Here is a 12,835-nt window from a genome sequence, read left to right on the forward strand (position 1 = left end):
CGCAGCCACCCATGACCGCCGAAATCCTTACCAAGCTGCGCGAACGCATCCAGGAATCCCGGCGGGCCGCGGTGGCCCAGTTCCGGGAACACGAACGGCCGGACATCCTGCTGACCGAATTGCGACGCATCGTGGATGCCGCCCTGCGGGATCTGGTCAAGCATTGTCCGCTGCCGATCGGCGCCACGCTGGCCGCCGTGGGCGGTTATGGCCGTGGCGAGCTCTACCCTCATTCCGACGTCGACCTGCTGATCCTGCTGCCCCACGCCCCGACGCAGGACGAAGAAAGCGCGATCGAAAAACTGGTGGCTTCGCTGTGGGATCTGGGACTGGAGCCCGGCCACAGCGTGCGCACCATCGAGGATTGCGAGCGCGAGGCGGACGCGGACATCACCGTGGAAACCGCGCTGCTGGAATCCCGCTGGCTGGCCGGCAGCCGCGTGCTGATGCGCAAATTCGATGCCGCGACCAAGTCCCGGCTTGATCCGCAGGCGTTTTTTCTGGCCAAGCGCGTCGAAATGCAGCAGCGCCATGCGCGCTACCACGACACCCCGTACGCGCTGGAACCCAATTGCAAGGAATCGCCGGGCGGCTTGCGCGATCTGCAGGTCATTCTGTGGATGGCGCGTGCAGCCGGTTTCGGCAATAACTGGCGCTCGGTGGCGCAGGCGGGGCTGCTGACCTCGTCCGAAGCGCGCGACCTGCGCAAGGCCGAGCAGGCTTTCAAGCGCCTGCGCATTGAACTGCATCTGCTGGCCAACCGTCGCGAAGACCGGGTGCTGTTCGATCTGCAGCCTGCGCTGGCCGAGGTCTACGGCATCCACGCCACCGCCACGCGGCGGGGCAGCGAACTGCTGATGCAGCGCTACTACTGGGCGGCGCGGCTCGTGACGCAGCTGAACGGCATCCTGGTGCAGAACATCGAGGAACGGCTGTTCCCGCGCCCGGACAGCGACGCGCGCGACATCGACGACGATTTCCGCAACCTGCGCGACCGCCTGGACATCATTCGGGACGACGGCTTCGAGCGCAATCCCACCCTGCTGCTGCGCGCCTTCCTGGTGATGCAGCAGCACCCCGAGCTGACCGGCATGTCGGCGCGCACGCTGCGCGCCATCTGGCATTCGCGTCACCGCATCGACGCGCAGTTCCGCCGCAACCCGGTCAACCGCAAGCTGTTCCTGCAGATCCTCCAGCAGCCGCGCGGCATCGTCCACGAACTGCGGCGCATGACCATGCTGAACATCCTGCCGCGTTATCTGCCGGTGTTCCGCCGCATCGTGGGCCAGATGCAGCACGACCTTTTCCATGCCTATACGGTGGACCAGCACACGCTGGCGGTGGTGCGCAACCTGCGCCGATTCACCATGCCCGAACACGCGCAAGAATATCCGCTGGCTAGCCAGTTGATCGCCGGGCTGGACCGGCACTGGCTGCTGTACGTGGCCGCGCTGTTTCACGACATCGCCAAGGGCCGCGGCGGCGATCATTCCGAACTGGGTGCGCGCGAAGTGCGCAAGTTCGCAGCGGATCACGGCATGGACCCGGAAGACGCGAAACTGGTCGAGTTTTTGGTGCGTCAGCATCTGCTGATGTCGGCGGTGGCGCAAAAGCGCGATCTGTCCGATCCGGACGTCGTGCAGGAATTCGCCGCCACGGTGAAGGACGAGCGCCATCTGACGGCGCTGTATCTGCTGACGGTGGCGGACATTCGCGGCACCAGCCCCAAGGTCTGGAACGCCTGGAAGGGCAAGCTGCTGGAAGATCTGTACAAGCTGACGCTAGCGGCGCTGGGCGGCGCCCATGCCGACGCCCACACCGTCCTGGCCGAGCGCAAGGAAGAAGCAGCGCGGCTGACCCGGCTGGCCGGCCTGCGCGACGACGCGCGCGAGGCGTTCTGGAATCAGCTCGACGTGGCGTATTTCCTGCGCCATGACGCGTCCGACATCGCCTGGCACACGCGCCACCTGTATCACCAGGTCGCGCCGGCCAAAGCCGTGGTCAAGGCGCGCCCCACCGAGCAGGGCGAAGGCCTGCAGATCATGGTCTACACGCGCGACGCCCCCGACCTGTTTGTCGCCATTTGCGGTTATTTCGACGCCAAGTCGCTGTCCATTCAGGACGCGCGCATCCACACGACCCGCCATGGCTGGGCGCTGGACAGCTTCATCGTCCTGCTGCCGGAGGGCGCCAGCGACCTGCGGGCACAGGCGACGCTGGTCGAACACGAGCTTGCCGAACGCCTGAAGGATCCGCAGGCGGCCGCGCAGGCCCACCCCGGCCGCGGCGGTTGGTACGGTCGTGGCCGGCAGTCCCGCGTGTCTCGCGTGTTTCCGGTCATGCCCCAGGCCGAACTGCAGCCGGACGAGCGCAGCACGTCATGGCGCCTGTCCGTCACGGCGACCGACCGCCCCGGGCTGCTGCACGCCCTGGCGCGCGTCTTTGCGCGTCACGAGATCAACCTGCTCATGGCCAAGATCATGACGCTGGGCGACCGCGTGGAAGACGTGTTCATTGTGGATGGATCCGCACTGGCGCGCCCCCGCAGCCAGATGCAGTTCGAACGCGACATCCTTGACGCGCTGTCGGGCGACGAGGCCCAGCAACGCGCTGCCTGACCCGGCATCGCCAGACCCGGCCCGGACCGCATACAATCCGGGTTTTCGGCCAGGCGATGCTTGCTCACATGCAGCTCAACGACTATCTGCGCATTTTCGGTGGCAGCTTTTTCTTCGCGCTGGCCACCCTGCTGCCGTTCCTGAATCCGCCTGCGATCGCCCCCATCTTTCTTTCGCTGACCGAGGGCGCGTCCTCGGCCACTCGGGTGGTGCTGGCCAAGCGGGTCGCGATCAATGTGTGCCTGATGCTGATCGTGGCCATGGTGGCGGGCAACGTGCTCCTCAGTTTTTTCGGCATCTCGCTGTCCATCGTGCGCGTGGGCGGGGGCATGCTGGTGATCGCCAGCGCCTGGCGGCTGGTGAACTCGCCAGATGCCGACACCGAGCGTGTGGCGCGCATGGCCGAATCGTTCACGCCCGAGATGGCGAAGGCGCGCGCGTTCTATCCGCTGACCTTCCCCATCAGTTGCGGCCCCGGCTCCATCGCGGCCGCCATCACGGTGGGCGTCTCGCTGCGGGACACGAACCACGCATGGAGCCTGGTGCGGCTGGCGGGGTCCATTCCCGGCATCATCGTCGTGTCGTTGACGCTTTACGTCTGCCTGCGCTTTGCCGCGCAGATGCTGCACCGCCTGGGCGATAACGGCACGGCGGTCTTCATGCGGTTATCGGCCTTCATCATGCTGTGCCTGGGGGTGCAGATTTTCTGGGAAGGCGCGCGGGAACTGCTCCTGAGCGTGCTGACGCAGGTGATGCAACCAATTCCCGTCCCGAAGGCCTAAGCAAGTCCGGCCGCCGCGCCGGCTTCGTCCAACTCATTCCAACGCAACAATGACCTCTCGCTCAGAACGCCTGCTCCGCCTGATCGCCCTCTTCTCCTTCGGCGCGGTGGGCATCGCCCTCGTTTCCCAGCACGTCTTCGACATGCCGCCCTGCGCCTGGTGCGTGATGCAGCGCCTGATCTATCTGGTGATCGGCGTCGTCGCGCTGATCGGCGGCTTTGGCGGCGGACGCGCGCTGACGCGCATTTGCGGCTTTCTTGCTGCCCTCTTGTCGCTGTCCGGCATCGTAGCCGCCTGGTATCAGTACAGCGTTGCCGCCAACATGCTGTCGTGCGACCAGACGTTTGCCGACCGCTTCATGACCGGCATCGGGCTGGAAAGCGCCATTCCGCCGCTGTTCGGCATCTATGCCACCTGCATGGACGCCAAGGTGCCGGTGCTGGGCGTCGAGTACGCCCTGTGGAGCCTGGCGCTCTTCGTGATCCTGTTCTTCATGGCCCTGCCAGTGGTGTTCCGGCGCGGCCACGCCTGAGCCGGCCGCTTCGATCCGTGCAGACGCTGAAATACCTGACCGGCTACCCGGAACCGCTGCTGGCGCAAGCGCAAAAGCTGCTGGACCAGGACAAGCTGGGCGCGGCCCTGCTTGCCCGGTATCCGGGTGGCGCGCATGAAGTGCGCACCGACAAGGCGCTGTACCAGTACGTGACGGACCTGAAGAACGCCTACATGCGCAACGGCGACCAGATCAACAAGGTGGCTTTCGACAGCAAGATCCACGTGATCCAGCATGCGCTGGGCCAGCACACCTATATCTCGCGCGTGCAGGGCGGCAAGCTCAAGGCCAAGCACGAGATCCGGGTGGCGACGCTGTTCAAGAACGTGCCCGCGGAATTCCTGAAGATGATCACCGTGCACGAACTGGCCCACCTGAAGGAAAAGGACCACAACAAGGCGTTCTACAACATGTGCCTGCGCATGGAGCCGCACTACCATCAGTACGAGTTCGACCTGCGGCTGTACCTCACGCATCTGGAGGCCACGCGCACGCCGCTATGGGAAGCGCAGGGCTAGCCATTGCCTGCGGCGCTGCCCCGTCGGCGAAAAAAATGCCGTCCCGAGGGACGGCATTTTTGTCTGCGCGAAACGCCGGGAGAAATCAGGCGTCGTCGGACGTGTAGCCCATATTGAAGCGCAGACCGCCCGCGTCTTCGTCCTTGCCGGGCTCGGAGCGCGACTGCCCCAGGCGGGCCAGGTACTCGGGCGTGATGTCGCCGGTGATGTACTGGCCGTCGAAGCACGATGCCTCGAAGCGCGTCAGCTTGGGGTTGATGTCGCGAACCGCCTGCTGCATGTCGTGCAGGTCCTGGTAGACCAGGCTGTCGGCGCCGATCGCGCGGGCGATTTCCTCGTCCGTACGGCCGGTGGCGATCAGTTCGCTTTGCGTGGGCATGTCGATGCCGTACACGTTGGGGAAGCGCACCGGAGGCGCTGCCGAGGCGAAGTACACCTTGTTGGCGCCGGCTGCGCGAGCCATGTCGACGATTTCGCGGCTGGTCGTGCCGCGCACGATGGAGTCGTCGACCAGCAGCACGTTCTTGCCCTTGAATTCCATGCCGATGGCATTGAGCTTCTGGCGCACCGACTTACGGCGCACGGCCTGGCCCGGCATGATGAACGTACGGCCCACGTAGCGGTTCTTGATGAGCCCTTCGCGATAGTCCAAGTTCAGGCGCGCAGCCAGCTGCATGGCGGCCGGGCGCGAGGAATCGGGAATCGGCATGACGACGTCGATGTCGCCCAGGCGCATGTTGCGCGCGACCTTGTCGGCCAGGTATTCACCCATGCGCAGACGCGCGTCGTACACCGACACGCCGTCGATCATCGAATCGGGGCGGGCGAAGTAGACGTACTCGAAAATGCACGGCACGAGCTGGGGGTTGTCGGCGCACTGGCGGGCGACCATGCGGCCGTCCAGGTCAATGAACACGGCTTCGCCAGGCTCGACGTCGCGCACGAAGGTGAAACCGCTGCCTTCGAGGGCCACGGATTCCGAGGCCACCATCCATTCCACGCCTTCTTCGGTCTCCTGGCGGCCGATGCACAGCGGACGGATGCCGTTGGGATCGCGGAAGGCGAGCAGGCCGTAACCGGAAATCTGGGCCACGACGGCGTAGGCGCCGCGCACGCGCTTGTGCAGGGCGGCAACCGCGCGGAACATCGCGTCATCGTCCAGCGACACGCCGTTGGCGGCCGATTGCAGCTCGTGCGCCAGCACGTTCAGGAGGACTTCGGAATCGGAGTTCGTGTTGATGTGGCGGCGGTCGACGCGATAGAGCGATTCACGCAATTCGCGCCAGTTGGTCAGGTTGCCGTTGTGGGACAACATGATGCCGAACGGGGCGTTGACGTAGAAAGGCTGGGCCTCTTCTTCACTGGCGCTGGAGCCCGCGGTGGGGTAGCGGACCTGGCCGACGCCGGACGTGCCGGGCAGCGCGCGCATGTTGCGCGTGCGGAACACGTCGCGCACCAGGCCGTGCGCCTTGTACATATTGAACTGGTTGCCTTGCGACGTCGCAATGCCCGCGGCGTCCTGCCCGCGATGCTGCAACAGCAGCAAGCTGTCATAGAGCAGCTGGTTGACCGGCCCGCGCCCGATGACCCCTACGATTCCACACATGGTGAGATTTCCTGGTTGATTTGAAGCTAATCAGTACGGCAGCCACGTCGCCAGGGTTGGCGGCAGCCACGTCTTGATATGTTTGATGGCCTCGATGGCCGAATGCGAAAACATGGCGTCCTGCCACCATGGCTCTTGCGGCAGCGGCGTATACCCTGCGGCGGCGACCAGCGCCAGCACAATCAATAGACCACGGGCCAGCCCGAACATTCCGCCCAGGCCGTGATCGGCCGGGCTGAGTCCGGTGCTGCGGATCAGGGCGGCAAGCGTCATATTGACCAACCCCACGCCGAGCAACACGATGATGAACACCGCCGCGTAGGAGACTCCCATGCGCAGCAGCGTCGTTTCAATATAGGGCTCCAGCCAGGTATAGACCGTGGGACCCCACCAGATCGCGGCCACGAAGGCCAGCAGATAGGCGACCAGCGACAGCACCTCTTTGAGCAGGCCGCGCACCAGGCCCAGCACACCCGATACCACCAGGATGGCCAGCACGACGAAGTCGAAGCCGGTCACTATTGGGCGGCGATGAAACCATTGTCATAGCCCAGCGTGCGCAACCGCGCCTGGGCCGCCTGAGCCGCCTCGCGCGACGGGAACGGGCCCACGCGCAGACGGTACTGCTGCTTGCCATTGATGGTGGCCTGCTCGACAAATGCGTTGGTGACCCCGGCCTGATGCAGCTTGCCGCGGCGCGACTGGGCGTCTTCCGAGGTGGTGTACGCGGCGATCTGCAGCACGAAGTTGCCCTTGGAAGCAGCCGGCTTGGGCGTGTCGGGCTTGGGCGCGGACGCCGGGGCGTTGCGGCCTTCGAGCAGCGCCAGGGCGCGTGCGCCGTCATCCGAGCGCGTCTCGGGCCTGGGCGGCGTCGTGGGCTTGGCCGGCTCGGGCTTGGGTTTGACCTCGGGCTTGGGCGGCGTGACCGGCGGCACGGCAGGCGTGGCCGGCTGCGTGGCGGGCGGCGTGGTGTGTGTCGTAGCAGGCGGCGTGTTGGACGCGGCGGCCACCGGCGGCACGGACGTCACGCCAGGCGGCGTGGGAACGGCGGCAGGGTCGGTGGGCGCGGAAGGCTCGGTCGGTGCGGCGGCCTGGGGTTCGGAGACCTGAGGCTGGAACGGCGTATTGCGTTCCGGCACCTTGATGGGAATGTTGTCGTCGACCGGCGTGGGCTGCGAATCGAGCACCATGGGAAGGACGATGACGGCTGCCAGCACCAGCGCTACTGCGCCCGCAAGCCTGCGACGCGCGCGGCCACGCAACTCGGCGGCCTGGACCTCGCTTGGCACGGCAGCCCGTTTGGAGGTCTGCGCCTGCTCGGCGGGATCTTTGCGTTTGAAAAAACCCATGGAAGAGAATTCCTTGCGGCGCCTTGCGGCATTGAGGCGGCGGGGCCGCCATGACGCGAATGGCCCGATTTGCCTATGCCTTGCGACCCAGAGCCTGCAAAACGGAGGCTACGGTGAGAAACGATCCGAATATCACGATTCTATCATTCTCCCCTGCCCGTTCGCGCGCTGCGGCAAAGGCCTGGGCGGGATCGGCGTAGGCCTGGATGCCGGGCGATTCGCTGCCGGCGGGCAGCGGCGGGAGCGCCGCCGCGACCTGATCCGCGAGCGCCTGCCCGGCCGTGCCGCGCGGTCCCGGAAGGCCGGCGCAATACCAGTAATCGATCCGGGAGCCCATCTTGGCCACCACCCCGGCGAGGTCCTTGTCGTTCAGCATGCCGAACACCGCGTGGGTGTAGGGATGAAAGCCCATGTTGTCGAGGTTTTGCGCCAGCACGGCCGCGGCGTGCGGGTTGTGCGCGACGTCGAGGATTACCGTGGGCTGACCCGGCAGGATCTGGAAGCGGCCCGGCAGCGAGGCCTGCAACAGCCCCAACCGAACGGCCTGCTGCTGCACGGGCAGGCGGTCGCGCACGGATTCCAGCGCGGCCAGCGCCGCCGAGGCGTTGAGCAGTTGGTTGGCGCCGCGCAGGGCCGGATAGGCCATCGCGCTGCGGCGCTGTTCGCGACCGCCGTAGGCCCACTGCTGGCGGTCGCCGGAATAGTTGTAGTCGCGTCCGAACAGCCACAGATCTGCACCGATGGCTTCGACGTGATCCAGCAGCGACTGCGGGGGCACGGGATCGCTGCAGATGGCCGGCCGGCCGCTGCGGTAGATATGGGCTTTTTCGAATCCGATTTTTTCGCGCGTGTCGCCCAGCCAGTCGGTGTGGTCCAGGTCGACGCTGGTGACGATGGAGACGTCGGCATCGACGATGTTGACGGCATCCAGGCGTCCGCCCAGGCCGACTTCGAGCACCACCGCGTCCAGCCGAGACTGCGAGAACAGGCGCAGAATGGCCAGCGTGGTGAATTCAAAATAAGTCAGCGACACATCGCCGCGCGCGGCTTCGACGGCCTGGAACTGCGTGATGAGGTCTTGGTCGGAGGCGATCTGGCCGTTGACGCGGGCACGCTCGTTGAAATCGATGAGGTGCGGCGAGGTGTACAGGCCCACCTTGTAGCCAGCCGCAAGCAGGATGGCCTCGAGCATGGCACAGGTGGAACCCTTGCCGTTGGTGCCGCCGACCACGAATTTGATGCCGGGCAGCGTCAGTTGCATGCGGTCCGCGACCTGGCGCACCCGGTCCAGCCCCATGTCGATCGCCGTGGCGTGGATGGACTCCAGGTACTGCAGCCAATCGGACAGGTTGGCGGCGGCGTCAGGCGTGCGGACAGAAGACATGAGGCGGGTTCGCGAAAGGAAATCAGCCCGCGATTTTAGCAGTGTGCGCCCGGTGTTTTCCCTAATCCCCTAGGACGCGGCACGGTATCCGCGGGCAAAAAGTGCTTGCCCATGTTTTTTTCATACGTAAAAATAAATTCATGTATGAAAAATAAAAGGAAGAGACATGACGCAGCGTTCGACTCCCAAATGGCTGGTGCGTGAAGCCGACGTACCGGGCTACAGCCCCGCCAATCACACCGGCACCCTCAACCGCCGGCTGATCAGCCCGGAGACCGTCGGCGCCCGCGGCGTGGAAGTGTTGCTGGGGGTGATCGAAAAGGGCAAGGGCGCCCTGCCGCACGCGCATCCCGGCATCGAACAGGTCTGTTACCTGATTTCGGGCACCGCCCGCGCGCAGGTGCAGGACGAATGGGCCGACATGGGCCCCGGCGACTGCTGTTACTTCCCCCCGGACATCCCCCACGTCTTCACGGTGACGAGCGACGAACCGGCCCGGCTGCTGGTGATCTACACGCCCCCGTACGAAGAATCCCCCGATCGCGTGATCCGCGACTTTCCGGCGCCACCCTCAGCCGCTTGACGCGGCGTTTGCGCAGGCAGCGGCCGCGAGAGCCGCGCCTTATTACATAAATACAGGAGACACACCCATGCAATCCCTACGCCTGCTGGGCGCCGCGCTGGTCAGCGGCGCCGCCTTGATGGCGGCTGGCCCCGCCCATGCCGCCGATTACCCCAACAAACCCATCACCCTGGTGGTGCCCTTCCCCGCCGGATCGGGGACGGACGCCGTGGGACGGATCTTCGGCGCCGAGTTGTCGACCCTGCTGGGTCAGCAGGTCGTGGTGGAGAACAAGCCGGGCGCCAATGCGACGATCGCGGCCAACTACGTGGCCCGCGCCAAACCGGACGGCTATACGCTCTTCGTCACCACCAACACCTCCCATTCGGCCGCCCCCTGGCTGATGAAGAACGTGCCGTATGACCCGGTCAAGGACTTCACCCCGATTGCGCGCGGCGGCAACCTGCCCTTCATCCTGGTCGTGAATCCCAAGCGCCCCTGGAAGACGGTGGGCGACCTGGTGGCCGACGCCAAGAAGCATCCTGGCCGCATCACCTACGCCAGCGGCAACAGCACCGGCATCGTCGCGGGCGCCACGCTGGCCAACCGCGCCAAGATCGACATCCTGCATGTGCCCTATAAAGGCACGCCGCAGAGCCTTACCGACGTGGTCGGCGGACAGGTGGACTTCATGTTCACGGACCTGACCTCTGGCCTGCCCTTCGTGCAATCGGGCCAGTTGCGCGCGCTGGCCGTCTCCACCGCCGAGCGCAGCGCCATCGTGCCCGACCTGCCTTCGATGGCCGAAGCGGGCGTGCCGGACTTCGATTTGAACTCCTGGAACGGCTACTTCGGCCCCGCAGGCATGCCGCCCGAGATCGTGGCCAAGCTGAATGCGGCCATCAACCAGATCGTGGCAAAGCCCGACGTGAAAAAGCGCCTGGCGGGACTGGGGTTTGACGCCTTCTCGAGCACGCCCGAAGCCTTCGCGCAGTTTGTTGGCGAACAGCGCGACCTGTGGGGCAAGCTGATCCGTGACGCGGGGATCGAGCAGCAATGATCGACCAGCCCCTGCCTGAAACGCCGGTTGCCGGGCCGCTGGCCGGCGTGCGCATCCTGGATCTGAGCTCGGTGGTGATGGGGCCGTACGCAACCCAGGTCCTGGCGGACCTGGGCGCGGACGTCATCAAGGTGGAGTCGCCGGCGGGGGACAACATGCGGGCCGTCGGCCCCATGCGCAACCCCGGCATGGGGCACCTCTACCTGCACCTGAACCGCAACAAGCGTTCGATCGTGCTGGATCTGAAGACGCCCGAAGGCCTTGAGGCCTGCCTGAAACTGGCCGAAAGCTGCGACGCCCTGCTCTACAACATCCGCCCCCAAGCGTTGGCGCGGCTGGGCCTGTCGTACGAAGCGGTCACTGCGCGCAATCCGCGCATCGTCTACGTGGGCGCCTATGGGTTCGGCGAGGCTGGTCCCTATGCCGGCCGCCCCGCCTACGACGACCTGATCCAGGGGCAGACCGGCATTGCCGCACTGTCCGCGCAGCAAAGCGGCGACGTGCCGCGCTACGCGCCGCTGACCCTGGCGGATCGTGCTGTGGGCCTGCACGTCGGCATTGCGCTGGTGTCCGCGGTGCTGAGCGCCCGGACGCTGGGCCGCGGACAGCCGGTGGAGATCCCCATGTTCGAGGGCATGGCGCACATGGTGCTGGGCGACCACCTGGGCGGCTCGACGTTCGAGCCGCCGATGGGACCCACCGGTTACGCGCGCCTCCTGGCGCCGCATCGCCGGCCGTACGCAACAGCGGACGGCTACATCTGCCTGCTGATCTACAACGACAAGCACTGGCGCAATTTCTTTGAACTGATCGGGCGGCCGGAGCTGTCGCAGGACCCGCGTTTCAGCACCCATGGCGCCCGCGCCGCGCACATCAGCGAGGTCTATGCCTTCGTGGCCGAGGTGATCGCCACCCGCCCCAGCGACGACTGGCTCCGCGAGCTGGCGCGCGCCGACATTCCGGCCTCGCAGCTCTACACCATCGACGGCCTGATCCAGGACGAGCACCTGACCGCGACCGGTTTCATCCAGGAAATGGACCACCCCTCGGAAGGCCGCATCCGCACCACCGGGACGCTCGGCCGCTACGCCGGCACGCCGACCTCGATACGCCGCCCCGCCCCGCGGCTGGGCGAGCACAGCCGCGAGGTGCTGGCCGAAGCGGGCTATGGACAGGAACAGATCGACGCCATGCTTGCCCGTGGCATTACCCAGGACGGAAACAACGATGGACTTTGAATTCACCCCGGAGCAACTGGCATTGCGCGACGCCGTATCCCGCATCTGCGAACGCTATCCCGACGAATACTGGCTGGAACGCGACCGCGAAGGCGGCTTTCCGGAACCGCTGCACGCCGACCTGGCGCGCGACGGCTGGCTGGGCATCGCCATGCCGCAGGAATACGGCGGCGCGGGCCTGGGCATGACCGAAGCTGCGCTGATGATGCAGACCATCGCGGCGTCGGGCGCCGGCTTCACCGGCGCCTCGGCCGTCCACATGAACATCTTCGGGCTGAATCCGGTGGTGGTGTTTGGCACCGACGAGCAGCGCGGCCGCTGGCTTGAACCGCTGATTGCCGGCCGGGAAAAAGCCTGCTTTGCGGTCACTGAGCCGGACGCCGGGCTGGACACGACCAAGCTGAGCACCCGCGCCGTGCGCCAGGGCGACGAATACATCGTGCATGGCCGCAAGATCTGGATTTCGACCGCGCAGGTGGCCACCAAGATGTTGCTGCTGGCGCGCACCACCCCGCTGTCCGAGGTGGAAAAGCCCACGCAGGGCCTGTCGCTCTTCTACACCGACCTGAACCGCGAAAAGATCGAGGTGCGGGAGATCGAGAAGATGGGCCGCAAGGCCGTGGATTCGAACATGCTGTTCATCGACGGCCTGCGGATTCCGGTCGCCGACCGCATCGGCGAGGAAGGCCGTGGCTTTGAATACATCCTGCACGGCCTGAACCCCGAGCGCATCCTGATCGCCGCCGAAGCGGTGGGGATCGGGCGCGCCGCGCTGGACCGGGCCGTCAAGTACGCGGGCGAACGCACCGTGTTCGGACGCCCCATCGGCAAAAACCAGGGCATCCAGCATCCGCTCGCCCAGGCCTGGATGCAGCTGGAGGCCGCGGACCTGATGGTGTTCAAGGCAGCCAGCCTGTACGACGCGGGCAAGCCGTGCGGCCCCGCTGCCAATTCGGCAAAGTACCTGGCGGCCGAGGCCGGCTACAACGCCTGCCAGACGGCAGTGATGACGCTGGGCGGCATGGGATATGCCAAGGAGTACCACGTGGAGCGGCTGCTGCGCGAAAGCTTCATCCCGCGCATCGCGCCGGTCAGCCCGCAGCTCATCATGTGCTTCATCGCGGAAAAGGTGCTGGGGCTGCCCAAGTCGTATTGAGCGGACGGC

The 12,835-nt window shown here is 66.0% G+C and carries 12 protein-coding genes; 8 read left to right on the top strand and 4 right to left on the bottom strand.

What is annotated here, in order from left to right; all coding sequences use genetic code 11:
• The first annotated feature begins 11 nt into the window (after positions 1 to 11).
• The 4 genes from B3098_RS20615 to B3098_RS20630 all read left to right on the top strand — a co-directional run bounded on the left by B3098_RS20615 (position 12) and on the right by B3098_RS20630 (position 4,471).
• Positions 12 to 2,618: a [protein-PII] uridylyltransferase gene (locus B3098_RS20615; protein WP_286898717.1), complete on the top strand. Its 2,607-nt coding sequence runs from the start codon at positions 12 to 14 to the stop codon at positions 2,616 to 2,618.
• Between the two features lie 68 nt (positions 2,619 to 2,686).
• A complete protein-coding gene (locus B3098_RS20620) occupies positions 2,687 to 3,400 on the top strand; it encodes a MarC family protein (RefSeq protein ID WP_056570280.1) in 714 nt (237 codons plus the stop codon).
• Between the two features lie 49 nt (positions 3,401 to 3,449).
• Positions 3,450 to 3,932: a disulfide bond formation protein B gene (locus B3098_RS20625; RefSeq protein ID WP_175121935.1), complete on the top strand. Its 483-nt coding sequence runs from the start codon at positions 3,450 to 3,452 to the stop codon at positions 3,930 to 3,932.
• A gap of 17 nt (positions 3,933 to 3,949) precedes the next feature.
• Positions 3,950 to 4,471 (top strand): M48 family metallopeptidase, encoded by a 522-nt coding sequence (locus B3098_RS20630; RefSeq protein ID WP_175121936.1) that lies wholly within the window; start codon positions 3,950 to 3,952, stop codon positions 4,469 to 4,471.
• An 85-nt stretch (positions 4,472 to 4,556) separates the two neighbouring features.
• Here B3098_RS20630 and purF read toward each other — a convergent pair whose 3' ends face one another.
• The 4 genes from purF to folC all read right to left on the bottom strand — a co-directional run bounded on the left by purF (position 4,557) and on the right by folC (position 8,810).
• Positions 4,557 to 6,077 carry an amidophosphoribosyltransferase gene (gene purF, locus B3098_RS20635; protein ID WP_279974680.1) on the bottom strand — a complete coding sequence of 507 codons (1,521 nt, stop codon included), beginning with the start codon at positions 6,075 to 6,077 and terminating at the stop codon, positions 4,557 to 4,559.
• 30 nt (positions 6,078 to 6,107) lie between these two features.
• The gene (locus tag B3098_RS20640) at positions 6,108 to 6,596 is read right to left on the bottom strand and encodes a CvpA family protein (protein WP_056316730.1); all 489 of its coding nucleotides are present in this window, start codon (positions 6,594 to 6,596) and stop codon (positions 6,108 to 6,110) included.
• A complete protein-coding gene (locus B3098_RS20645) occupies positions 6,596 to 7,426 on the bottom strand; it encodes an SPOR domain-containing protein (RefSeq protein WP_286898718.1) in 831 nt (276 codons plus the stop codon). Before B3098_RS20645 ends, B3098_RS20640 begins: the two co-directional genes overlap by 1 nt.
• A gap of 73 nt (positions 7,427 to 7,499) precedes the next feature.
• A complete protein-coding gene (gene folC, locus B3098_RS20650) occupies positions 7,500 to 8,810 on the bottom strand; it encodes a bifunctional tetrahydrofolate synthase/dihydrofolate synthase (RefSeq protein WP_175121940.1) in 1,311 nt (436 codons plus the stop codon).
• Positions 8,811 to 8,976: 166 nt separating this feature from the next.
• Between folC and B3098_RS20655 the strand changes: the two genes are divergently transcribed.
• From B3098_RS20655 to B3098_RS20670, 4 genes are all read left to right on the top strand, one after another.
• Positions 8,977 to 9,393 carry a cupin domain-containing protein gene (locus tag B3098_RS20655; RefSeq protein WP_175121941.1) on the top strand — a complete coding sequence of 139 codons (417 nt, stop codon included), beginning with the start codon at positions 8,977 to 8,979 and terminating at the stop codon, positions 9,391 to 9,393.
• A gap of 67 nt (positions 9,394 to 9,460) precedes the next feature.
• Positions 9,461 to 10,432 (top strand): Bug family tripartite tricarboxylate transporter substrate binding protein, encoded by a 972-nt coding sequence (locus tag B3098_RS20660; RefSeq protein WP_286898719.1) that lies wholly within the window; start codon positions 9,461 to 9,463, stop codon positions 10,430 to 10,432.
• Complete coding sequence (locus tag B3098_RS20665; RefSeq protein ID WP_286898721.1) at positions 10,429 to 11,670, top strand: CaiB/BaiF CoA transferase family protein; 1,242 nt, start codon at positions 10,429 to 10,431, stop codon at positions 11,668 to 11,670. Before B3098_RS20660 ends, B3098_RS20665 begins: the two co-directional genes overlap by 4 nt.
• Positions 11,660 to 12,826 (top strand): acyl-CoA dehydrogenase family protein, encoded by a 1,167-nt coding sequence (locus B3098_RS20670; protein ID WP_286898722.1) that lies wholly within the window; start codon positions 11,660 to 11,662, stop codon positions 12,824 to 12,826. Before B3098_RS20665 ends, B3098_RS20670 begins: the two co-directional genes overlap by 11 nt.
• Positions 12,827 to 12,835 lie beyond the last annotated feature (9 nt).

It is taken from the genome of Achromobacter sp. UBA2119 (genome assembly GCF_002331005.1).
Classification (GTDB): Bacteria; Pseudomonadota; Gammaproteobacteria; order Burkholderiales; family Burkholderiaceae_B; genus Achromobacter; species Achromobacter animicus.

Coding starts and splice junctions, on each gene's coding strand:
- B3098_RS20615 (WP_286898717.1), top strand. CDS start 12: ATGACCGCCGAAATCCTTACCAAGCTGCGCGAACGCATCCAGGAATCC.
- B3098_RS20620 (WP_056570280.1), top strand. CDS start 2,687: ATGCAGCTCAACGACTATCTGCGCATTTTCGGTGGCAGCTTTTTCTTC.
- B3098_RS20625 (WP_175121935.1), top strand. CDS start 3,450: ATGACCTCTCGCTCAGAACGCCTGCTCCGCCTGATCGCCCTCTTCTCC.
- purF (WP_279974680.1), bottom strand. CDS start 6,077: ATGTGTGGAATCGTAGGGGTCATCGGGCGCGGGCCGGTCAACCAGCTG.
- B3098_RS20645 (WP_286898718.1), bottom strand. CDS start 7,426: ATGGGTTTTTTCAAACGCAAAGATCCCGCCGAGCAGGCGCAGACCTCC.
- folC (WP_175121940.1), bottom strand. CDS start 8,810: ATGTCTTCTGTCCGCACGCCTGACGCCGCCGCCAACCTGTCCGATTGG.
- B3098_RS20655 (WP_175121941.1), top strand. CDS start 8,977: ATGACGCAGCGTTCGACTCCCAAATGGCTGGTGCGTGAAGCCGACGTA.
- B3098_RS20660 (WP_286898719.1), top strand. CDS start 9,461: ATGCAATCCCTACGCCTGCTGGGCGCCGCGCTGGTCAGCGGCGCCGCC.
- B3098_RS20665 (WP_286898721.1), top strand. CDS start 10,429: ATGATCGACCAGCCCCTGCCTGAAACGCCGGTTGCCGGGCCGCTGGCC.
- B3098_RS20670 (WP_286898722.1), top strand. CDS start 11,660: ATGGACTTTGAATTCACCCCGGAGCAACTGGCATTGCGCGACGCCGTA.